The 22614-nt window shown below is 56.7% G+C and carries 22 protein-coding genes; 7 read left to right on the forward strand and 15 right to left on the reverse strand.

The features are described from left to right. Positions 1-161: 161 nt before the first annotated feature. The 5 genes from BCF46_RS04830 to BCF46_RS04850 form a co-directional block, all read right to left on the reverse strand. A complete protein-coding gene (locus tag BCF46_RS04830) occupies positions 162-953 on the reverse strand; it encodes an ABC transporter ATP-binding protein (protein WP_121022338.1) in 792 nt (263 codons plus the stop codon). 23 nt (positions 954-976) lie between these two features. Continuing rightward, complete coding sequence (locus tag BCF46_RS04835; RefSeq protein ID WP_121022340.1) at positions 977-1177, reverse strand: hypothetical protein; 201 nt, start codon at positions 1175-1177, stop codon at positions 977-979. Positions 1178-1288: 111 nt separating this feature from the next. Continuing rightward, entirely contained in the window at positions 1289-2752 is a 1464-nt protein-coding gene (hydA, locus tag BCF46_RS04840) for a dihydropyrimidinase (RefSeq protein ID WP_121022342.1), read from the reverse strand. Between the two features lie 45 nt (positions 2753-2797). Further along, entirely contained in the window at positions 2798-3490 is a 693-nt protein-coding gene (locus tag BCF46_RS04845) for a Rossmann-fold NAD(P)-binding domain-containing protein (RefSeq protein ID WP_121022344.1), read from the reverse strand. After that, a complete protein-coding gene (locus BCF46_RS04850) occupies positions 3487-4737 on the reverse strand; it encodes a Zn-dependent hydrolase (protein ID WP_121022346.1) in 1251 nt (416 codons plus the stop codon). Before BCF46_RS04850 ends, BCF46_RS04845 begins: the two co-directional genes overlap by 4 nt. Positions 4738-4862: 125 nt before the next feature. Between BCF46_RS04850 and BCF46_RS04855 the strand changes: the two genes are divergently transcribed. Continuing rightward, positions 4863-5483, forward strand: a complete 621-nt coding sequence (locus tag BCF46_RS04855) for a TetR family transcriptional regulator C-terminal domain-containing protein (RefSeq protein ID WP_121022348.1) — start codon at positions 4863-4865, stop codon at positions 5481-5483. Between the two features lie 3 nt (positions 5484-5486). On the opposite strand, the gene preA is transcribed toward BCF46_RS04855, so the two are convergent. From preA to BCF46_RS04875, 4 genes are all read right to left on the reverse strand, one after another. After that, on the reverse strand, positions 5487-6791 hold the full coding sequence (gene preA, locus BCF46_RS04860; protein WP_121022350.1) for an NAD-dependent dihydropyrimidine dehydrogenase subunit PreA: 1305 nt from the start codon (positions 6789-6791) through the stop codon (positions 5487-5489). 1 nt (position 6792) lies between these two features. After that, entirely contained in the window at positions 6793-8136 is a 1344-nt protein-coding gene (locus BCF46_RS04865) for an NAD(P)-dependent oxidoreductase (protein ID WP_121022352.1), read from the reverse strand. An 88-nt stretch (positions 8137-8224) separates the two neighbouring features. Beyond that, entirely contained in the window at positions 8225-9022 is a 798-nt protein-coding gene (locus BCF46_RS04870) for an N-acyl homoserine lactonase family protein (protein ID WP_121022353.1), read from the reverse strand. After that, the gene (locus tag BCF46_RS04875) at positions 9019-9309 is read right to left on the reverse strand and encodes a putative quinol monooxygenase (RefSeq protein ID WP_121022355.1); all 291 of its coding nucleotides are present in this window, start codon (positions 9307-9309) and stop codon (positions 9019-9021) included. Before BCF46_RS04875 ends, BCF46_RS04870 begins: the two co-directional genes overlap by 4 nt. Positions 9310-9396: 87 nt before the next feature. On the opposite strand from BCF46_RS04875, the gene BCF46_RS04880 reads away from it, so the two are divergent. The 3 genes from BCF46_RS04880 to BCF46_RS04890 are packed head-to-tail and all read left to right on the forward strand — an operon-like array spanning position 9397 to position 12148. After that, positions 9397-10485, forward strand: coding sequence for an isocitrate/isopropylmalate dehydrogenase family protein (locus BCF46_RS04880; protein ID WP_121022357.1), 1089 nt, complete (start codon positions 9397-9399; stop codon positions 10483-10485). Beyond that, the gene (locus tag BCF46_RS04885; protein WP_121022359.1) at positions 10482-11486 is read left to right on the forward strand and encodes a Gfo/Idh/MocA family protein; all 1005 of its coding nucleotides are present in this window, start codon (positions 10482-10484) and stop codon (positions 11484-11486) included. Before BCF46_RS04880 ends, BCF46_RS04885 begins: the two co-directional genes overlap by 4 nt. A 2-nt stretch (positions 11487-11488) precedes the next feature. Continuing rightward, positions 11489-12148 (forward strand): GntR family transcriptional regulator, encoded by a 660-nt coding sequence (locus BCF46_RS04890; protein ID WP_121022361.1) that lies wholly within the window; start codon positions 11489-11491, stop codon positions 12146-12148. 18 nt (positions 12149-12166) lie between these two features. Here BCF46_RS04890 and BCF46_RS04895 read toward each other — a convergent pair whose 3' ends face one another. From BCF46_RS04895 to BCF46_RS04920, 6 genes are all read right to left on the reverse strand, one after another. Further along, positions 12167-13429: an ABC transporter permease gene (locus BCF46_RS04895; protein WP_121022363.1), complete on the reverse strand. Its 1263-nt coding sequence runs from the start codon at positions 13427-13429 to the stop codon at positions 12167-12169. After that, positions 13426-14355, reverse strand: coding sequence for an ABC transporter permease (locus BCF46_RS04900; RefSeq protein WP_245989835.1), 930 nt, complete (start codon positions 14353-14355; stop codon positions 13426-13428). The genes BCF46_RS04895 and BCF46_RS04900 overlap by 4 nt, the downstream gene beginning before the upstream one ends. Positions 14356-14361: 6 nt before the next feature. Continuing rightward, positions 14362-15474, reverse strand: a complete 1113-nt coding sequence (locus BCF46_RS04905) for an ABC transporter ATP-binding protein (protein WP_121022367.1) — start codon at positions 15472-15474, stop codon at positions 14362-14364. Positions 15475-15588: 114 nt separating this feature from the next. Next, positions 15589-16731 carry an extracellular solute-binding protein gene (locus BCF46_RS04910; protein WP_121022369.1) on the reverse strand — a complete coding sequence of 381 codons (1143 nt, stop codon included), beginning with the start codon at positions 16729-16731 and terminating at the stop codon, positions 15589-15591. Between the two features lie 199 nt (positions 16732-16930). Next, positions 16931-18175 carry an NAD(P)/FAD-dependent oxidoreductase gene (locus BCF46_RS04915; protein WP_211332775.1) on the reverse strand — a complete coding sequence of 415 codons (1245 nt, stop codon included), beginning with the start codon at positions 18173-18175 and terminating at the stop codon, positions 16931-16933. Next, positions 18168-19559 (reverse strand): NAD(P)/FAD-dependent oxidoreductase, encoded by a 1392-nt coding sequence (locus tag BCF46_RS04920; protein ID WP_121023250.1) that lies wholly within the window; start codon positions 19557-19559, stop codon positions 18168-18170. The genes BCF46_RS04915 and BCF46_RS04920 overlap by 8 nt, the downstream gene beginning before the upstream one ends. A 120-nt stretch (positions 19560-19679) precedes the next feature. Between BCF46_RS04920 and BCF46_RS04925 the strand changes: the two genes are divergently transcribed. The 3 genes from BCF46_RS04925 to BCF46_RS04935 are packed head-to-tail and all read left to right on the forward strand — an operon-like array spanning position 19680 to position 22604. Then, a complete protein-coding gene (locus BCF46_RS04925) occupies positions 19680-20444 on the forward strand; it encodes a DeoR/GlpR family DNA-binding transcription regulator (RefSeq protein WP_121022372.1) in 765 nt (254 codons plus the stop codon). Continuing rightward, positions 20441-21247, forward strand: a complete 807-nt coding sequence (locus BCF46_RS04930; RefSeq protein ID WP_121022374.1) for an N-formylglutamate amidohydrolase — start codon at positions 20441-20443, stop codon at positions 21245-21247. The genes BCF46_RS04925 and BCF46_RS04930 overlap by 4 nt, the downstream gene beginning before the upstream one ends. Continuing rightward, positions 21240-22604 carry a glutamine synthetase family protein gene (locus tag BCF46_RS04935; protein ID WP_121022376.1) on the forward strand — a complete coding sequence of 455 codons (1365 nt, stop codon included), beginning with the start codon at positions 21240-21242 and terminating at the stop codon, positions 22602-22604. The genes BCF46_RS04930 and BCF46_RS04935 overlap by 8 nt, the downstream gene beginning before the upstream one ends. Positions 22605-22614 lie beyond the last annotated feature (10 nt).

Here is a 22614-nt window from a genome sequence, read left to right on the forward strand (position 1 = left end):
ATTTTTGAAGCAGTGATTCTAAGGATTTGTTCACCAATTCCACATTAATTTGTTTTTGCGGAACAGGCTGAGGAGCCGATGGCCGTAAGCGGTGATGAGACGCTATGGCGTCGCGTTTCCTGCGCCTCGGCCCGGTGGGTCGGGGCGTATTTACCCTGACCTCAGTCATCTTCATGCCCCGCCCGTAGCCCCTCGCGCACGCGGTGGGCGATCTCGATGAACTCCGGCGTATCGCGAATATCGAGGGGGCGTTCTTTTGGCAGCGGGCTGTCGATCACATCGGTAATCCGCCCTGGGCGCGGGCTCATCACGACGATCTTGGTCGAGAGATACACCGCCTCGGGGATCGAGTGGGTCACAAACGCAATGGTTTTGTTGGTGCGGGTCCACAACGCCAGAAGTTGCTCGTTCAAGTGGTCACGCACGATCTCGTCCAAGGCACCGAATGGCTCGTCCATCAGCAAGATATCGGCATCAAATGCCAGGGCCCGCGCGATGGAAGCACGTTGCTGCATCCCGCCGGAAAGCTGCCATGGAAATTTTGCCCCAAAATCCGACAGTTCCACCAGATCGAGAACACGCGCCACGCGGTCGTTCTGGTCGGCTTTGGAATAGCCCATAATTTCGAGTGGAAGCTTGATGTTGCCGGCGATGGTTCGCCAAGGATACAGCCCTGCGGCTTGGAACACATAGCCGTATGCACGGGCGCGCCGTGCCTCGTCTGCGGTCATTCCATTTACGGTAAGTGTGCCACCTGTCGGTGTCTCAAGCCCCGCGATGCAACGTAAGAACGTGGTCTTTCCGCAGCCGGATGGTCCGATAAAGCTGACAAAGTCACCCTGAGCGATGTCGAGAGAGACATCTTTCAAGGCATGAACCGGCGCATCAGCGGTCTGAAAGGTCAAATCCAGTGCTTTGGCGGAAATAACCGAAGAATTTGCATTGGGGACCATTCAGAACGGCCCCGCTGCGCATGTTAGGCCGTTGGCATCTCTGCCGACATCTCGTCTTCCGCTGCGGCCTCTGCTGCTGCGCTGTACTTTGACCACACGCCACCGATCGCGAAAGCTGCGAAGATGAACATCGCGTCGGCGATGGCCACGTCGTTGATCCACGTTCCCAAGGCAAGCAGGCCAAGCGCCAGTACCAGGAGAAACTTTGTAAAGAGAACTTGCATGTAAAAACCCCTCTGCGTGTCCCATGTCTGGGGAGAGGTTTCTCAGTGCATTCCGGCAATTCTGTGACACGATCCGGGCATTTCCTTCATTATTGTCCAATTTTGGCGACTTTAGACACCAGATGGAATGTTGAGCGGATTACGCTCGATTTTGCGGGGCGTATTGAGCGATTTCCATTTGCTAACTGCCTGAGACGCGCTGGCAAAGGCCGGACGGCGTACAAACTTGCCGCGGCCCGGCTGCGGTTGTGAGTTTTGACCATAGGCCCACACGACTTCACCTCGAGACAACGTGTAGCGCGGCTGCGCGGTCACGGTCATGCCCTCAAACACATTATAGTCAATGATCGATTTTTGCGTACTGACCGCGATTTCGCGGCTGATGGTTGGATCCCAGACAACGACATCGGCGTCCCCGCCAACGTTTATTCCCCCCTTCATCGGGTAGATGTTGAGAATTTTAGCAATGTTGGACGACGTCGCCGCAACGAACTCTTCTGGTGTCAAACGACCGGTTTCAACCCCCTTGGTCCAGAGCATCGCCATACGTTCTTCCAACCCGCCCGTGCCGTTCGGAATGGTGGTGAAGTTGTCGAGCCCCATTTGCTTTTGCTTGTCGGTGAAAGCCGCATGATCGGTGGCGACGACTTGCAAAGATCCCGACGACAGCCCCGCCCACAGCGACGCCTGATGGTCCTTCGAACGGAACGGCGGCGACATCACACGGCGGGCCGCATATTGCCAATCTTTGTCAAAATATTCGGTTTCGTCGAGGGTCAGGTGCTGGATCAACGGCTCTCCGTAGACACGCATCCCTTTCTGGCGCGCCCGTCGGATGGCCTCATGAGCCTGCTCGCAAGAAACGTGGACGATATAGAGTGGCGTGCCGGCGGCGTCGGCTATCATGATCGCACGGTTGGCGGCCTCGCCCTCGACCTCGGGCGGACGGGAATAGGCGTGGCCTTCGGGACCGGTGATTCCTTCGGCAAGATATTTCTGCTGCAGTTCCTGCACGATGTCGCCGTTTTCGGCGTGCACCAAGGGCAATGCACCCAGCTCTGCACAGCGTTTGAACGAGGCGAACATCTCGTCATCTTCCACCATCAACGCGCCTTTGTAGGCCATGAAATGTTTGAACGTATTGATGCCGCGTTCTTTAACAACGGCCTCCATCTCATTGAAAATACTCTCATTCCATCCCGTGATGGCCATGTGGTAAGAAATGTCGGTACAGATCTGGTCGCGTGACTTGCGATCCCAATCATCAATCGCATTCAGCAGCGAGCCATCTTCGCCGGGCAGGCAAAAATCAACCAGCATGGTTGTGCCACCCGCCGCGGCGGCGAAGGTGCCGGATTCGAACGTCTCGGCCGCGGTGGTGCCCATGAACGGCATTTCCAGATGCGTGTGCGGATCGATCCCGCCGGGAATGACATAGGCGCCTTCTGCGTCGATGGTCTCATCGCCTTTCAGGTTTTCGCCTATTTCGGCAATCTTTTCTCCTTCGATCAACACATCTGCTTTCCAGCTGCGATCCGCCGTGACGATCGTACCGCCTTTGATAACTTTACTCATGTGCGTCTCCCTTCGTGCTATTCAACGCAGTGCCAAGAGGCCCTGCTATTTCCTTCTGATCGCGAAACGCGTGCGCTGCGCGCCGGAGCCGCGAGTGACGACCATGTCAAGCAGCACCGCGTTCTTGTCGATGGAGTACACGGCGCGGCGTGTCTCGTTAACCAGACCGACGTTCTTTGCCTTTGGGTCCAGCTCAGTTTTGGATCGCCAGACGCCGTCAGTCTCCGTGGTTTCGGTCACCAGTTCCGCAACACGCCCAAGTTGATCTATCGCCCGATACCGACAGGTGCCAAGGACGGCGAAACAGTCATGGGGCGCGTAGCGCGTCACGTCGGACGTGATGTTGGAGCGGGACGAGCGAAACCGGTTATCCGCCGTCAGGCCAACCGGGATGAACAACTGGTTTCCGCGTGCGCTCACGGTCGTCTTTCCCAACGCCTCGGCTATCAAAGAGGCGATCTCTTCCAGATTTTCCGCCTCCGGCAATGTCAGAACCATTTGCCCGTTATAGGTGTAACGGTTGCCGCTGCGTTTGCGTGACGTGATGGACATCGTCGCGGGAACTGGGGCCGCGTCATTTGTCAAGATGAAATTGTAGGTCGCCCCAGATGGCGGGCGAATAGCGTCCAGATTGGCCTCCGACCCAAGGCCGGAGCGAATGGAGACCGGCCCCTGCTGTGCGGAACAGCCTGCAAGAGCGAGACCTGCCAGCAAGAAAAGGGCCTTGAAGTGTTTCACCCAACGATCTCCGCCGTCTCGACGACTGCATGGAACAAGACATTTGTCCCCGCTTCGGCCCATTCCGGGCTAATCTCTTCGGCCTCGTTATGGCTCAACCCGTCGACGCAGGGGCACATGACCATGGCCGTTGGCGCAACACGGTTGATCCAGCACGCATCATGTCCAGCACCGGATATCAGGTTGATGTGTGAATACCCTAGCCGTTCCGCCGCGTTGCGCACCGCAGTCACGCAACCCTCATCAAACGTCACCGGATCAAAGCCGCCGACCTTCTCCAGCTCAAGCCCCAAACCCATTTCATCGCAAATCCGCTTTGCGCCATCGGCCAGTTGCTTTTCCATGTCCTCGATCACTGCAAGGTCGGGTGAGCGCAGATCGACCGTGAACACAACCTTACCCGGGATCACGTTGCGCGAGTTCGGGTAGACATCTATATGCCCCGCCGCGCCTACGGCATGAGGCGCGTGGGACCACGCAATCCCGTCCACCAGTTCCAGCACTCTGGCCATGCCCAACCCTGCGTTCTTGCGCATCGGCATCGGGGTGGAGCCGGTGTGGTTGTCCTTGCCGGTAATCGTCACCTGCGTCCAACTGAGGCCCTGTCCGTGTGTGACAACGCCGATCTCTTTTTCTTCTGCTTCAAGAATTGGGCCTTGTTCGATGTGCAACTCAAAAAACGCGTGCATCTTGCGTGCGCCAACTTCCTCGTCGCCACGCCAGCCAATACGTTTTAGCTCGTCACCAAATTTTTTGCCCTCCGCATCTTCTCGGTCGTAAGCCCAATCTTGCGTATGAATCCCAGCAAAAACACCGGAGGACAGCATCGCTGGCGCATATCGCGTGCCCTCCTCGTTGGTGAAGTTGGTCACGATGATTGGGTGTTTGGTTTTGATGTTCAGGTCGTTCAGCGTGCGCAGGATTTCCAGCCCGCCCAAAACGCCAAGCACCCCGTCATACTTGCCGCCGGTCGGTTGCGTGTCGAGATGTGACCCCACATAGACCGGAAGCGCGTCGGGGTCTGTCCCCTCGCGCCGCGCGAACATGTTGCCCATCTGATCGAGGCCCATTGTGCAGCCAGCGGCCTCGCACCAGCTTTGGAACAAGGCGCGGCCTTCGCCATCCTCATCTGTCAGGGTTTGGCGGTTATTGCCCCCAGCGACGCCCGGACCAATCTTGGCCATCTCCATCAGGCTGTCCCACAGCCGCGCGCCATCAATCTTTAAATTCTCGCCAGGTGCTGCCATCTTATCCCCCAGTATTTGACCAGTCGGTCAAAGTAAGGCTACCAGTGGTCGGGGGGCTGTCAAGGATTCCCCTCGGAAAAACCGCCGCACATCACGGTAAATGCTAACGAAAGAGGCATTTCTTTATGCCAAACGAACAAGAAACGGAGCGTCCGCGCACCCGCATCCAACAACGCAACCGCGACCTTATTCTGGAGGCCGCGCTTGAGGTGTTCTCGACCCACGGATTTCGCGGCGCAACGCTGGACCAAATTGCCATCGAGGCAGGGCTATCAAAGCCCAACCTGCTTTACTATTTCGCCTCGAAAGAGGCCATTCATAACGAGCTGCTGTCGGGCCTGATGGACACATGGCTGGATCCAATGCGCGCCATGGATTCCAACGGAGAGCCAATTGACGAGATCCTCGCCTATGTCGATCGCAAGCTGGAAATGAGCCGGATGTATCCTCGCGAAAGTCGCTTGTTCGCCAATGAAATCGTCCAAGGGGCCCCGCGCATTCTGGACGCGTTGAAGGGGGAATTGAAGCAACTGGTCGACGAAAAAGTGGCTGTGATCCGCGATTGGACCAGCCAAGGCAAGATCGCGTCAGTGCATCCTTATCACCTGATTTTCTCGATCTGGTCACTGACGCAGCACTATGCCGATTTCGATGTCCAAGTGCGTGCGGTGCTTGGCGAAGAGGAGCCGTTTGACGCGGCCCCCGTCTATCTTCGGGAAGTTTTTCTCAAGATATTAACCCCTTAGATCCTATTCGGCAGCACACGTACCGGGGTTGTTCGGATGGGTGGTCCAGTTGGCGTATTCTTTTTCGACCACCTTTCCGGTACGCGGGTCGACCTCGCCGGCCTTCATCGGCAGCATCGAGATGCAGTCCTCGACCGGGCAGACGTCAACGCACAAGTTACACGCCACGCACTCCGCGTCGATGACTTCGAACACGCGATCCGCCGACATGGAAATCGCTTGGTGTGATGTGTCTTCGCAAGCGGCATAGCACCGACCACATTTGATGCAGGCGTCTTGGTCGATCTTCGCCTTGGCCACGTAATTGAGGTTCAAATATTGCCAGTCCGTGACGTTCGGCACGGCCATCCCGACGAAGTCCTGAGTTGACGTGTAGCCCTTCTCGTCCATCCAGTCGGACAGGCCGGAGATCATTTCCTCCACCACTTTGAACCCGTAGGTCATCGCTGCGGTGCAAACCTGCACGTTACCACAGCCAAGCGCCATGAACTCCGCTGCATCGCGCCATGTGGTGACGCCACCAATTCCCGAAATAGGCAAGCCCTTGGTCTCTGCATTGCGCGCAATTTCCGACACCATGGACATGGCAATCGGCTTGACCGCCGGACCGCAGTAGCCACCGTGCGAGCCCTTGCCGTCGATTGTCGGTTCCGGACTCATGATGTCGAGATTTACCGACGTAATGGAGTTGATCGTGTTGATCAGCGACACCGCATCCGCACCGCCCCGCATGGCAGCCTCTGCCGGTTTGCGCACGTCGGTGATGTTCGGCGTCAGCTTCACGATCACCGGCTTGGAGTAATATTGCTTGCACCAACGGGTAACCATTTCGATGTATTCAGGCACCTGCCCAACAGCCGCCCCCATGCCACGCTCCGACATACCATGCGGGCAGCCGAAATTCAGCTCGATCCCGTCCGCGCCGGTCTCCTCGACCAGCGGCAGGATGTCTTTCCACGCCTGTTCGTCACAGGGCACCATCAGCGAGACGATGATCGCCCGGTCCGGATAGTCGGCTTTGACGCGAGCTATTTCCTCAAGGTTGGTTTGCAATGGGCGGTCTGTGATCAGTTCGATGTTGTTGAGGCCCAGAAGTCGACGGTCTGCCCCATAGATCGCGCCATAACGCGGACCATTTACGTTGACCACGGGTGGCCCTTCCGAGCCGAGCGTCTTCCAGACGACGCCGCCCCACCCTGCTTCAAAAGCGCGGCGGACGTTGTATTCCTTATCCGTCGGCGGCGCGGAGGCCAGCCAGAACGGGTTGGGGGTTTTGATGCCCAAGAAGTCTGTCGTCAAATCGGCCATGCTATTTGCCTCCCATCAATGTGGAATGAATGTCTTCCGCCGCATCACGGCCCTCGGCCACGGCTGTCACGGTCAAATCGTCGCCACCGGAGGCGCAATCGCCCCCAGCCCAGACGCCTTTTACTGACGTGGCCCCCGCCGCTGACACCGCGATCTTGCGCCCGTCGAGGTCCAGCATCTCCGGCGCGCCCTCAAGCGTTTGCCCGATGGCTTTGAACACCTGATCTGCCTTGAGGCGAAACGTCTCGCCGGTGCCTTTCAGTTTATCGTCGTTAGAAGTCGTATACTCAAACTCTGCCTCGGCCACGGCACCGTTGCCATGCACCGCAACGGGTTGCGCGTTTGCAATGATGCGAACACCTTTCGACGTTGCCAGATCCTGCTCGAAACGCGAGGCGCCCATTTGGTCCTGCCCGCGTCGGTAGACGATCGTCACGTTCTCCGCACCTAACAGCTTGGATTGCACGGCGGCATCAACCGCCGTCATCCCGCCACCGATCACCACGACATCGCGCCCAACCGGCAAGGCTGTCAGGTTCGACGCTTGGCGTAAGTCAGCGATGAAAGAGACGGCGTCGGATACGCCCTCTCTTTCTTCGCCGGCGGCGCGCAGGGAGTTCACGCCGCTTAACCCGATGCCGAGGAACACGGCATCGTATTCGTTCTGAAGCTCGTCCAGGCTGAGGTCCTGACCCAGCCTCTGCCCCATCTCGACGGTAATGCCGCCAATTTTCAGAAGCCAGTCGACTTCCTGCGCCGCGAAATCATCGGTCGATTTATAGGCGGCGATACCAAACTCGTTCAGCCCGCCCGCCTTTGGGCGCGCATCGAACAGCACGACGTCATGGCCGTGCATGGCCAGCCGGTGCGCGCAAGACAGGCCTGCGGGCCCTGCCCCGACGACAGCCACGCTTTTGCCGGTCGATGCCGCGCGGGAGAACGGGTGTTTCCCCGCGTCCATCAATGTGTCTGTGGCGAAGCGTTGAAGGCGGCCGATCTCGACCGGCTTACCCTCGGCGGCCTCGCGAACGCAGGCCTCCTCGCAAAGTGTCTCGGTCGGGCAAACGCGGGCGCACATGCCGCCAAGGATGTTTTGCGTCAAGATCGTTTTGGCCGCAGCTTCCGGCGTGCCGGTTTGGATTTGGCGAATGAACAATGGGATGTCGATATCGGTCGGACAGGCAGTTATGCAGGGCGCGTCATGGCAGAAGTAACACCGATCGGCGGCGACTGCCGCCTCATGCGGCGCGTAGGCCGGATGCAGATCGTCAAAGTTCTCTGACAGAGTCTCGGCGCTTAATCTGCCGGATGTGATACCGGGTGTCATGGGCGTGGCGTCGGGCATGGTCTCTCCGGGCTGCGTCAACATATCTGCAAAGTGTGCCACAGTTCAAAATTTTATCAACTGGTAAAATTTAGGAGGTCAAGACCCGCTATAACGTGAACTTGCCATCAGGGCCGCGATCCAGCCGCCAGCAGTAGTCCGGCCCCTCCCGTGGGAACAACGTCGTCACAAGTGGGTCGTGGCCCGGTATGATAAGAGAGCGGTCAGACGCGAGCTTGTGCAACCGCACAAAGCCGTCCAGCATATTCTCAAGATCAACAACGATTGGGAATGGTTTGTTTTCAAACATGTTTTCGTAATAGTGAGACGCGTCAGACGCAAGACAAAGCCACCCTGCCTCCGTCCGAACCCGCACCGCCTGCAACCCGCGCGAATGGCCCCCTAAACAATGCACCGTCACGCCCTCGGCCACTTCGCCATCGCCGTCGTAAAAGACACAGCGCCCTTGGTAGACGCGTTTTACGGCCTCGCAGACATGATCCGCCGTAAATGGCATTTTCAGCGTATCATGGCACATGCAAGGACCCGTCGCATAAGCCATCTCGGCCTCTTGCAGATGAATCGTAGCGTTCGGGAACAGGTGCAATCCGCCAGCGTGATCATAGTGAAGATGCGTCACGATGAGCTGCGTAATGTCTTCGGCTTTCAGCCCAACTCCTGCCAATGCGTCTCGCGGGTCACGTAAAATCGGACGATCGCGCGACGTGGCCTCGTCGGTATCATAACCCGTATCGACAAGGATCACCTCTTTCCCCCGCCGCAGCACCCAAATAAAGTAGTCCATCGCATGCGGCGCGTCGTGGTTGTCGTCGAATATGAAGCTATCCGCCCGCGTTCGGCTGTTTCGCTGTGCGTATTTTAGGGCATGAACCTGCCACGCGCTCATTGGTGTACCTCGTTGAAGAAGCGCACGTCTTTGCCCGTCACCATTCCGTCGATGGCAGATTGGAAAGCCGCATAATGCGCGCTGGCGGTATGCGCCTTGAAGGCTGCTTCGTCATCATACACTTCGTACAAGAATACCTCTGTAGGGCGGGCGGTATCCATGCAAACATCGAACTGCCGACAACCCGGCTCGTCTTTCAGTGAGGTGTTCGCATTTTCCAGCATGGCTACCTTGAAGGCGTCCAATTGGGCGGGATCAATTTCAAACGTAACGGCGAGAGCGAACATTAGGCAGTCCTTTTGGTTATTGCATACATTAACGCATACGTTATTAAGGGGCGAGACGTCCATTCATAAAACTGGAAATCCACAACAATGACAAAAACTTTCAAGATTGCCGTTTTCAACGGTGACGGCATCGGCCCTGAAATCATGCGTCCGACCGTTGAATTGCTGGAAGGTATGGCCGCGCAGTCGCAATCTTACAGTTTTGTTTTCAACACCGTCCCCGCTGGCGCGGCTCACTACGCGGCACATGGCGAAAGTCTTCCTGCGCCTTCTCTGGCCACTGCGCGCACTGCTGACGCAATCTTGTTGTCGGCCATGGGCCTGCCCTCTGTACGCTACCCGGATGGCACAGAAATTTCTCCACAGATCGAAATTCGCAAGGAACTGAACCTGTATGCAGGTGTGCGCCCAGTGCGCATTGTGCCGGGCCAACCAACGCCACTGGCGTTGAAAGACGGGCAAGCGGTCGATTTTGTTTTGATCCGCGAAAGCACCGAAGGGTTGTTCCATTCCCAAGGGACGCGAGACGTACGCAATGATGCCGAAGCCTATGAAACGCTAAAGATCACCCGTGAAACGTCAGAAAAGCTGTTTCGTTTCGCTTTCTCGCTGGCAGAGGCGCGCAAAGCGGCGGGCCGTGGCAGCGGACGCGTCACCTGCGTCGACAAGGCCAATGTGTTTGCGGCCTTCGCTTTCTTCCGCAAGATTTTCGACGAGGAGGCCGCGCGGCACCCCGATATGACGTCCGATTACGCTTATGTTGATGCAACAGCCTTGTGGATGGTCGAAAAACCATGGGTGTTCGACGTGATGGTCACCGAGAACATGTTTGGCGACATCCTGTCCGATCTTGGCGCGGGGTTGATGGGCGGACTTGGCCTCGCCCCATCGGCGGATATTGGCGATGATCATGCGGTGTTCCAGCCCTGTCATGGCTCCGCACCTGATATCGCGGGACAAGGTATCGCCAACCCGTTTGCGATGATTTTGTCAGCGGCCATGATGCTTGATTGGCTGGGTGTGACCCACGAAAACGAAGAGATGGCCGCAGATGGTGTGCGGTTGCGCGAAGCGGTGGAAGCCGCGATTGCAGACCGCGCAGGCGTGACACGTGATCTTGGTGGAGTGGCCAGCACTGCGGAGGCCGCTGCGGCGATTGCGGCGCGTCTGGCATGAAAGCCGCCTGCCTTGGCGCGGGCTACTTCGCGCAGTTCCACTATGACGCCTGGCGGCGAATGACAGATGTCGATCTTGTGGGGGCGTGCGATCATAATTTGGAGAAAGCCGCCTCTACAGGTGCCGTGGCATTTACCGATTTGGGTGACATGCTCGACACGGTGTGCCCTGACATTCTGGACATTATCACTCCGCCACCTACCCATGCGGCGGCCATCTACGCAGGTATCAAGGCGGGCGTTAAGGCTATCATCTGTCAGAAACCGTTTTGCACGTCACTAGACGAAGCGCGACAGGCGACAGAGCTGGCAGCTTCGGCTGGTATTCCCCTGATAATCCATGAAAATTTTCGCTTTCAGCCGTGGTATCGAGCTGCCAAGTTGCTCATCGACGAGGGCGAGATCGGAACACCAATGCAGCTGACGTTCAGGCTGCGGACAGGGGATGGCCAAGGGCCGGATGCCTATCTGGACCGACAACCCTATTTTCAGACAATGCCGCGACTACTGGTCCATGAAACCGCAGTACATTGGGTAGATGCTTTCCGCTTTTTATTCGGGCAACCCACAGCCGTCTATGCTGATCTAAGGCGCATGAATCCCATCATTTCTGGCGAAGATGCAGGTCACATCCTGTTTGAATTCCCTGAAGGAAGGCGGGCCTTGTTCGACGGTAATCGTCTTCTAGACCACGCCGCCGAAAACCACCGCCTGACCTTTGGCGAAGGGTTGTTCGAGGGGACTGAAGGCGCTTTGGCGCTCTCGGGTGACGGAGCATTACACTTGCGCCGGTTCGGGCAGACCGAAAACGTCGCCATCCTCCCTGCCCGCGACTGGTCGGGTTTCGGCGGTGACTGTGTGTTTGCGTTACAAAAACATGTGGTGACCGGGCTCAAAGACGGTCAGCCGTTTGAGAACGAAGCGGCGGACTATCTCTTTGTGCGAGAAGTCGAGGAGGCGATCTATCGGTCCTCCGAGATCGGCGCACGGGTGGAGCTGTAGCCATGGCCGCATCCCAAACAAATCAGGCGTTAATACGGCTGCGCGAGATGGTGTTCACGGGCGAACTATCACCCGACTCCAACCATTACGAAGCCGATTTGGCGGACCAACTGGGCATGTCGCGAACCCCCGTGCGCGAAGCTGCGTTGACGATGCAGGCGCAAGGTTTGGTGGAGGTGCAACCACGGCGCGGAGTTCGCATATTGCCCATCTCCGCCGAAGACATGGCCGAAATTTATGATGTGTTGTGTGAGCTGGAAAGCCTTGCCGCAGCGCGCGCAGCTGAGAAAAGTTATACTGCGGACGACCTCCGCATCGCGCAGGTCTGTATCGACAACATGGACACCGCACTCTCGAACCAAGACCGCGACGCTTGGGCCAGTGCGGATGACCGGTTCCACACCGAGCTGGTGCGCTTGGGCGGCAATGCGCGGGTGGCTGAAATTGTTGCGCGTTACACCGACCAAGTGCGGCGCGCGCGGATGATGACACTGCCGCTGCGCCCACTACCGGTTCAGTCGAACGAGGACCACCGTGCGGTGCTATTTGCGATTGAGAACCGTGACGCCCAAAGCGCACGGTCGTTGCATCGCGCGCACCGCCAACAGGCGAGTACGTTGCTTACGGGCCTTATCCGCGAGTTCGGGCTCCGCAGGCTGTAGGCGGACGGCGAGCGCCCCCTACTCGCTGTTCAGATTATTCGGATCAAACACATTCCCGAACGCACCATTTCCGTCCTTTGGCGCAGCTTTGGGTGCTGCGTCGTCCTCATCAGACAAATTGGTCGGCGCAAACACGTTCCCAAAAGCTCCGCTATTTTTAGGCGCAGCTGTGGTGGGCGCAGCCGGAGCGTCAGACTGGGTCGCAGCCTTGGCTTCATCTTTGAGGCGGCGCGCTTCCTTGAGCTGCTCAATGCGCTGCTGAATTGCAATCTGCTTGGCCTCGCGCACTTCGATTTTGCACGTCTCTGGGCTGTATTTTTGCGCGGTGCCCACCATCACAATCACCACAAAGGCAAGAAGCACGAGCAGAATCGCGGCCGGATTTCCCGTCATGAAGCTTGGCAAGATACCAGATTTTCGCTCGCTTGCTTTGCCTTTCTTGACCGCCAGCTTGTGCTCTTTGTTGCGGTTTGCGGCTTCAAAGGCCAGTGCTGCGAAGATCGTCAGAACGATGATTATGAACGCCAAGGACGAGATCGACGGGTTGATCCCCAACCGCACCTTTTGCGCCAGCACCGTGGTCAGTGTTTTGTAGTCGATGATGGTGAATGTGGTTGTGTTGTAGTTCTCGAACGACGCAAGGAATGCCAGCACGGACGCCGATGCGATAGCCGGACGCATAAACGGCAGCAGGATCTTGCGGAAAGCTTGTGTGTGTGTTGCGCCCAGGTCCAATGCGGCCTCGGTGAGGTCGGTGTCGAAGCGCTGCAAACGGGCCACGAAGACCAGCATCGCATAGGACGCGATGAAGGACGATTGCCCAAGGATGGTTAGGAAAATCCCGTTGTGAAATAGCCCGTACAGGAAGGAGCCATCAGTGGCCCCAAAGAACGCCCCTGCCCGATCCCAGAACACCAAAGTCGAGATGCCCAAGACCACGCCGGGAATGAGGATCGGGGCGATGATCATCGTGTAATAGGTCGAACGCAGCTTGGGCCAGACCTGCGTCAGAACGATGGACGCCGCTAGCCCCATGGAGACCGACAAGATCACCGTGCCGATGCCGATGACGATGCTGTAGTAAATGCCGTCGCGGATGTGCTTGTCGTTGAACAGGACGTCGAACCATTCGTACGAGAAGCAGGCCCACGGCGACACCGTGGGGAAACTGGAAGAGTTGAACGCCGTAAGGCTCATCACCACCAGCGGGCCCAGAAGGTAGCTAAAGAAGATCAGTAGATAGGCACCAAGGGCGACGCGGATAAGGTTGGCGGAACTCATTTGCCGATGTCCCCCATGTTGACCTTAAATATCTTCATCACCGTCAGAACGATAATGATCGTGGAGGCCAACAACACGATCGCGTAAGCCGCACCCTGCTGCCAATTCAGCGAGTCGTTGAACCACTGATAAACCAGCTGCGTGAACCACAAGCTACTTGGTCCGCCCAGAATTTGTGGTGCCGCCAGCGCGCCCGCCGACAGCATAAACACCATCGTCGCACCGGATACGATGCCGGGCTTGGCGTGGGGGATGACGATGCGACGGTGGATGTGGACCCAGCTGGCCCCCATGTCGCGCGCCGCCTCGATCTGGTTGCGATCAAGGCTTTCAATCACGTTATACATCGGGAATAGCATCAACAGGATGTAGGCATATCCAAGCCCCGCATAGAGGGCGATGTCCTGTCGGATGAAGTCAATCGGCTCGCTCGTCAGATGCAAGAACATGAGAGCTTCGTTGAGCAAGCCGCTGTCACCAAAGATAATTCTAAGCGCAAAAGCGCGCAGGATTTCGTTGATCCAATACGGGATAATCAGCAGCACAACCAGCAACCGCACAAAGCCTGACCCCTTGGATTGCCCCAAGAAATAGGCCAGCGGGTAGCATAAGAAGATGTTGAAGATCGTGACCAGCATCGCCGCGATGATCGTGCGCACAAACACCTTGAGGTCGACGGTGTTGTAGGTTTGATGCGTGCTATCCGAGCCGTAGATCAGATGTTCATAATTGCTCAGCGTGTAGACATCTTTCGGGCCGCCCACTTCAGCCGGTGGCAGGTTAAACCGGAAGGAATAGTCCAGCATCGACAGTTGCGGCAGGATGATCAGGAAGATCAGCCAAAAGGACACCAACCCGATCAGCAAGGTGCCCATGACGACGCCATTGTTTTTGAAGAAATCCGAGAAGATCATTTTCTTTTTCATCGGCTTCTATTCCGACGCCAGTTCGCCCGCGGGCATGGTAACGGCGTTTGACGCGTCATAACGCAGCGACAGGTTTTCGCCCCGTGCAGAGATATGATCCTGCCCCAGATTTGGCACCGACATCTTGATCATCTTGCCGCCATCGCCCTCCAGGAAGACGCTGAAAGAATTCCCCTCGAACTCTTCATTTATGACGTTGGCTGTGATCGTCGTTTTGCTGTCAGCGTCGGTTGGGGCTAATTCCAATGCCTCGGGGCGGATGAACATCATGGCGTCGTCGCCGACTTTAAGATTACCGACCTGCGCCGGAGTGATGCGCGACAGCAAGTCGCCGGATCGGTTCGTAGTGACCACCGCTTCATTGCCGCTGATCGACTTAACTTTACCACGGAACACATTGTTTTCGCCTACAAATGACGCCACAAACGGTGTCGACGGATCGTCGTAGATATTGTGACCCGTGTCGATCTGATCAATCACGCCCGCCTTCATGACGGCAACGTTGTCGGACATGGTCAGAGCCTCGCCCTGATCATGGGTAATGTAGATGAAGGTGATGCCAACACGTTTTTGAATTTCACGCAGCTCGGTGCGCATGTGCTGGCGCAGCTTCAAATCGAGCGCGGACAACGGTTCGTCCAACAGCAACACATCGGGGTTCGCACACAGCGCGCGGGCAATGGCCACCCGTTGTTTTTGGCCTCCAGACAGCTCGCTGGGCAGCTTGTCGCCCTGTCCGCCGAGGGCAATCATATCGAGCAATTCATCAGCGCGCTTGCGGCGCTCAGCAGCACTGGCGCCTGCGACCTCCATCGAGAAGGAAATATTTTCCCAAACCTTCATCAACGGGAAAAGCGCAAGGTTCTGGAAGATCAAAGCCGTGGGGCGCTTGTTTGGACCGATGCCTGCCATGTCATTGCCGCCGATCAAAACGCGGCCTTCACTTGGCTCTAGGAACCCCGACACAGCACGCAGAATAGTCGTTTTCCCGCAGCCCGATGGTCCAAGGAAAGAGAAAAAATCGCCGCCATTGATGCTGACATTTGCATCTCTTACCGCGGTAAAGTCGCCGAATCTGATCGTGATATTCTCAAGATCAACCGCTACACCAGAACTCATGTAGTCATTCCCCGTTTTAATTTTGCTTTGAGCCCTGTACCGAACTCTTGATCGGGGAATTCCCCAGATAGTCCGGCCACATCAGAGATGCAGCCGGACCAAATCACCTAACGCTTATGCGCTTTGGAACTTATTCACAAACTCGGTGCGCACGTCGGCGTACCAAGGTGCCTCTGCAGGCCACGCGTTGAGGTTACCCAACGCTTCACCCGGATAGGCTTCCGCAAAGTTCTTAGAATAAGCGTCGCCAGCCAACTTATCCGCCCCGAGGATCGGGGAGTTGTAGCCGTGCTTGTCGATCGCAGGACCCGCGTTTTTCGGATCAAAGGCAAACTTGATCAATTCATAAGCTTGATCGAGATTCTTCGCACCTTTAGGCATTGCCAAACCGTCAACCCAAGCCATCGCGCCTTCTTTAGGGGCTTGATAGGTCACAGGCTCGCCTGCAGTTTTCAGCGCCAGCGGTGGGCCGTCCCAAGTCTGACCGACCACGACACCGTCGTTCAGCAGACCGTTTTTCTGCGTATCCGCGTCGTTCCAGATCAGTTTGAGGTTCTTTTTACGCTCAATGCACCAATCCGCGATCATGCCCCAAGTCTTGCGCATGTTTTCCTCGGACTCGTAAGCCGCCCAAACAGAGCCCGGATCCATAGCGCCGGACGCTTCCATGTAGAGACCTGCACACAGCATGCCGGAATGCGCACGGATCATGGTTTTGCCCGCGTTCTCTTCCGACCAGATTTCGCCATAGCTTGGAACGCCGGACGCATCAGCAGGCGACCACTTGTCGACGCGCCAAGACATGCCTTCTGTACCCCAGATGTGCGGAATCCAAGTGTTGCCCGCGCCGCCGAAGTCCCACGCATCAGGGCCGATTTTGGCCATAGCAGGGTTTGCGGCATCAATTGGGATGCGGCTCATATCGAAGGGTTGCAACAGTTCCAACGGGCCCCATTGCAGCGAGCGGTTGTTGGTTGGGCCGATCAAGTCGGCGCCTGAGCCTTGCGAGGCCTTCATCTTGTTGATCAGCTCCTCGTTGGAACCAATGCCGATATAATTCACTTTGATACCGGTCTCGGCCGTGAACTTCGCCAGCATGTCCTCGGGCCAGTAGTCGGACCAATCCATCAATGTCATCTCACCGGACGTCGCTAGCGCCTTAGACACCAAAGCAGGCGTCGCCAAAGCGGCCAGACCCGCAACAGCACCCGACTTAAGGACCGCGCGGCGGCTTAAAGTGTTTTGAGTATCTTTCATAAGGTTATTCCCTCCTGGAATAGTATCAGCACAACACTATGTCGCGCCTTTTGCAAAATATCTGCCCTCTTATATTCGGGGCTTTTGATGTCACTTTTGTAACTCGTCGTGTGGTCTGCCAATGCGTCTCGAGTTTCGATTGAAGCGCTTCACTACGGCAACCCAGACCGAGTGATGTTCATACGCATTGGATCAACAGTCAATCGGTCGGCTCCGAGATTTTGAATTCTATGTCTCCTTCTTCGCAGGCTGCCGCAAGTTCACGCGTTTGCACAAGTACGCGTCTTTCAGGACCGGTGCGCAATCTACGGCCCCAAACTTTTTTACCATTACATTCGGCAATCAATTCGCCGTCGACATTTTGGCCTACACGGAGCTGTACATCATTCATGCCACCGACTTTGCTCGATAAAACAATGTTTTGAGGCATGACGTATCGCAAGCGACTGTCGCTAACCGAGACCCTTGCAGAAGGATCAGGTTCTGGCAACTGTCCCGCTAGATCTTGAGCTACCCAATGTCCTGCGCGCCGCCCCTCTGCCCAGCTCCAGCCTGCTGTCTCGACCGGGCGCAACAAATTCCCTGTCGCGAAATAGGCGCGATCAGATGTCCGCCCCCATTGGTCCACTCGTGGTCCGCCCGTTGCTGGATCAACCACCAGATGCCCGCATCGCGCCAGCGCAGCCTCCGGCGTAAACTGTCCGCTTAGAATAACACCGTCACAGTCCAAACGCCTTTGAGTACCATCCGGACCTTTGAGCATCACCGCTTCAACGTCTGCGTCGCCGATAATTTCCACCAGCTGTGTATCGGTCATCAACGCGACGCCCATAAGCGTTGGAAACACGGCACTTGGCCAACGCGCGGTGACGCCCTTATTGGCTTCGATCATCGCGACGGGACGAATTCCCGCGTGGCGGCATGTTAGAATGGCGGAAAAGGCCACTAACTCGCTGCCGATGATGACCGGACGCTTAAAAGGTCGGCGTTTTTTCAGATAGACCATAGATTGCAAGGCCCCGGTGTTCATCACGCCCGAGACACGGGCACCTGATACAAGCCTTGCGGAGCGCGGAGTTTCGCGAACTCCGGTGGCGAGGATCACCCGCTTCGCGGTTAGCTCTGACATACCCTCCGGCGTTGCCAGCAACAAACGACCGCCTTCGTGCGCTTCAACAACCGTTGTAAGAGTTCTGATTTCAACTCCTGCGCGCTTGGCAGCTGCGACCAATCTAGCTGCATATGTCGAGCCTTTCATGATCCGCCTGAATTCACGGAGTCCGAAAGGCGGATGCCCACAGTGGCGAGGAATGCCGCCCGCCTCTGCTTCGCGTTCCAATACAACGACCCTCTCGACGCCCGCAGATTTCAGCGCGGTTGCGGCAGCAAGTCCAGCGGGGCCACCGCCGATGATGGCAACATCCATATGCCGCCCATCACTCATCGGTAATGCTCCGCGCCATTGGCCTGTCAAAGCAGCCGTCAGTTAGCTCTGCCAAACGAGCGGCGCAGTAGAATCCCTGACATCGGCCCATCGTCGCACGCGTTTGTCGTTTTAGTCCCGCCAAAGAGCGGGCAGGTAACGGGCCGCTCAAAGCGACCGCTATTTCGCGCCTTGTGACGAGTTCGCAATGGCACACGACCTCGCCGCATTGTTCACGTTTCCAGTCGCGCGGGCCCGTTTCCGACAACATGTTGGCCTGTGGACGTACCGGATCAGACAGCCTTTCATGCGAAGCGCCCATGGCGGCATATAACCCATAGACATGCTGCGCGATGCCCAACGCGCCGCTTAGGCCGGTTGACCGGATGCCACCAACCGTGACCCAGTTTTGCTCTGGCTTAGAGCTGATGCGGTAGTCTTTTTGCTCTGATGCCGGACGCAGTCCCGCATAGGTTGCAGTCACAGGCATGTCCTTCAACGCAGGTATTTTCGCGACCCCATCCGCGATCAGGGCTTTCAGAGTTGCTTCGTCAGTGGAGGCATCGGTGCGGCTGTGTTGCTCCTCTGCGGTAGGGCCTACTGCCAAGTTTCCGAACACAGTACGAAACACGACGATCCCTTTGGTCGTCTCACTCGGGACCGGCAGAATAATCGCAGAGACCAACTTACTTGCAGCCTTGTCGAACACCACGAATTGACCTTTGCGTGGCTTGATCTGAAAATCGACCTCACCCAACAAGGTTTGATCGACAGCATCACCATATAAGCCCGCACAATTGATCACCGTGCGACCACGTATTTGCCCCATGGACGTGTCGATACACCACCTCTCACCATCAAATTCACCCCCGGTGACACCGCAGGAGGTGAATACCTTCGCCCCGTTTTCAATAGCCTGACGCAAGTAGACATATGGTGCGGACCATGGATCAATGAGACTTTCACCCGGCACGAAAGCGGCACCAAGAGCGTTTGCGCTCAGGTTCGGTTCGCTTTTCCGCAACGTCGCTGCGTCGACAAGTTGAACATCCGTAATACCGTTTTGGTGGGCCTTGCGCTGAATACTTTCCAGACCGCGAAGCTCTTCGGGCGTCCACGCAACAACATACGCGCTAGCATGATCCTGCACTAAACCTAGCCCATCACGGATGCTTTGATATTCAGCATACCCAGCCCGCACGCATTGGAGTTCTAGGGATCCGTTGGGGGCGTCAAAGCCCGTGTGAAGGATTGCGCTATTGGCCTTACTCGCACCGTCGAGAATATCAGTGGCCTTTTCCAACACCGCAACGCGCGCGCCTTCCAGAGTAAAACGGCGCGCGATGGCGCAGCCCACAACTCCAGCGCCAATCACCACGACATCATACTGCGCATGGTCTAACATTTGCTCAGAAAGCGCTTTTGATTGCTGATATTCTATTGACAATCCGTGACCGATTATTGACCGTTTGATGACCATTTTTGTAGATTTGATGACCGTGTTAGTCAATGCAGTCGGGAAAGAATGAAGAAGCACAAGCGACAAACCAAGCTGATCGAACTGGTCCGAAAGCGGGAAGAGGTCTCGGTCGAAGAGCTGGCTCTGCTTCTTGAGGCGTCGCGTGAAACCGTGCGGCGCGACCTGTCACAGCTGTCTGACGATGGTAAAATCCAAAAAGTTCACGGTGGCGCCACCCTGCCCCGCGTTTTGGGCGAAGGGCATTTTCAGCAGCGCATGTCTGAGAATGTCGACGCAAAGATGAAAATCGCCAAAGCCGCTGTTGGCCTGTTCAAACCCGGTGAGACGCTGCTGTTGGACACAGGCTCAACCACCCTGTTTCTCGCCGAAGAGCTTGCGAAGTCGACCGGACTTACAATTGTAACAAACTCGACCGAGATCGCGCGCACCATCAGCAAGGGAAACAGTGGCAACCGGATTTTCCTGCTAGGTGGAGAGTTCCACGCAGATAACAGCCAGACCCTTGGCGCAATGGTAACCACGCAGATCCGTACGTTCAGGGCCCATCACGCTGTCTTGACGGTAGGCGCAATGGATGCGCGAACTGGTGCGATGGATTATAACTTTGACGAAGCACAAGTGGCGCGCGTGATGATCGAGCAGTCAAACGAAGTGACCGTTCTTGCTGACGCCTCCAAGTTCGACACGCTAGCATCGTTTGAGGTTTGCCCTTTGCCCACGATTGATCGGCTGGTCTGCGACGCGCTGCCACCCACGGACATTCACGACGCCTTTGTCACGGCAGGCAGCAAAATCATGGTGACGGAATGACTGATCTATCGCTGTTGGTTGAAGCTGACGGACCCGCCTTTGGAATTCACAACGAAGATGGGACAAGCCCGATTGTTGTAGTTTGTGAGCATGCGTCAAATTGCGTGCCGACGCTGCTGAAAAACCTTGGTCTCACTGTCAGCCAACTTGATACCCACGTGGCGTGGGACCCCGGCGCGGCCATCCTAGCCAGAAAACTGAGCGATGCCTTTGACGCCCCTCTCATAGAGGCTCGGTTCTCGCGTCTTGTCTATGACTGCAACCGCCCACCTGACGCGCCGAGTGCGATGCCCGCTGATACAGAAGTTTGCGCAATCCCCGGGAACGCAAAGATCACCAAGGCGGAGCGTCAAACGCGCACCCGCGAGATTTACGAGCCGTTCCATGTGGCTGTCACTGAAACACTAAACCGACACCGAAGCGCTGGCCGCACGCCTGTTTTGATAACCGTGCACAGCTTTACTCCGGTGTTTCACGGAAAGGCACGCGACGTTGAAATAGGTCTATTGCACGGGCAAGATGATCGTTTAGCGCGCGCCATGATGGAAGCGATCGAACATGCGCCTTACGACACCCGCGCAAACGAGCCGTATGGACCCGAGGATGGCGTACTTCACAGTATTGAAAAGCATCTGACTAACGACCCCATGCCTTATGTGATGATCGAAATTCGAAACGACCTACTGGCGACGGATGACGGACTGTCAGACATCTTCGCCCTCCTCTCCCGAAGTATTTCCCAGGCTGTGACCAGTCTGGACCTCCACCCTCCCTTAGCCAAACCGGATGTATCTGATGCCTGAAAAACTGACCTTCGACGCGCTCAAAAAACAAGTCCATGCGGGAGAGATTGACACGATCCTTGTCTGTCTGGTCGATATGCAAGGGCGCTTGATGGGCAAACGCTTTTTGGCCCAGCACTTTGTCGACAGCGCCTATGAGGAAACCCATTGCTGCAACTACCTGTTGGCGACCGATCTGGAGATGGCGACGCCGGACGGCTATGCCTCCACCAGCTGGCAATCGGGCTATGGCGACTATGTGATGAAGCCGGACTTGGAGACCCTACGCCCGGTGCCGTGGCTTGAAGGGACGGCGATGGTCCTGTGCGATGTTCTGGATCACCATACGCATGAGGCTGTCCCGCACTCACCACGCGCTGTTCTGAAGAAGCAGCTCGCGCGGTTGGACGCGCTTGGGTTTAGTGCAGCGATGGCGACCGAGTTGGAGTTTTTCCTGTTCGAGAAAAGCTATGATGAAATCCGCAAAGGCGGCTTTCGCGACCTGACCCCGATCAGCGGCTACAACGAGGACTACCATATCTTCCAGACCACCAAGGAAGAGCATGTGATGCGGCCCATTCGCAATCACCTCTATGCCGCGGGTATCCCGATCGAGAACACAAAGGGCGAGGCCGAAGCGGGGCAAGAAGAGCTGAACATTAAATACGACGCACCGTTGAACTGCGCCGATCATCACACGATTGCAAAGCACGCCATCAAGGAAATCGCTTGGCAAAACGGTCATGCGGCGTCGTTTTTGCCCAAATGGCACCAAGACCGCGTCGGCTCGTCCAGCCATATTCACCAGTCGCTCTGGAAGGACGGAAAGTCTGCGTTCTATGACCCTGACGCCAAGCACGGGATGTCCGATCTGATGCGTCACTACATGGCTGGGTTGATCAAGTATGCGCCGGACGTGACCTATTTTCTCGCGCCATATGTAAACAGCTACAAGCGGTTCCAGAAAGGCACCTTCGCGCCGACCGGCACAGTGTGGTCCATCGACAACCGCACCGCAGGCTTCAGGCTATGTGGCGAAAACACCAAAGCCGTGCGCGTAGAGTGCCGTGTGGGCGGGTCCGACCTAAATCCATACTTGGCCATGGCTACGCAATTGGCCGCAGGGATAGCGGGCATCGAGGAAAAGCTGGACCTGCAACCTGCGTTGACCGGTGATGCTTATGAGGACACAGGTGCCAAGCAAATACCCGCCAACTTGCGCGACGCGATGGTGACGCTGAAAGGCTCCGACATGCTGCGTGCGGCTCTTGGGGATGTGGTTGTGGATCACTACCAACGCTGCGCCGAAGTGGAGCAGGAAGATTTTGAGCGCGTTGTCACCGATTACGAAATCGCGCGCGGATTTGAGAAAGCCTGAGGGGACCACC

The organism is Litoreibacter meonggei (assembly GCF_003663885.1).
Taxonomy (GTDB): Bacteria; Pseudomonadota; Alphaproteobacteria; order Rhodobacterales; family Rhodobacteraceae; genus Litoreibacter; species Litoreibacter meonggei.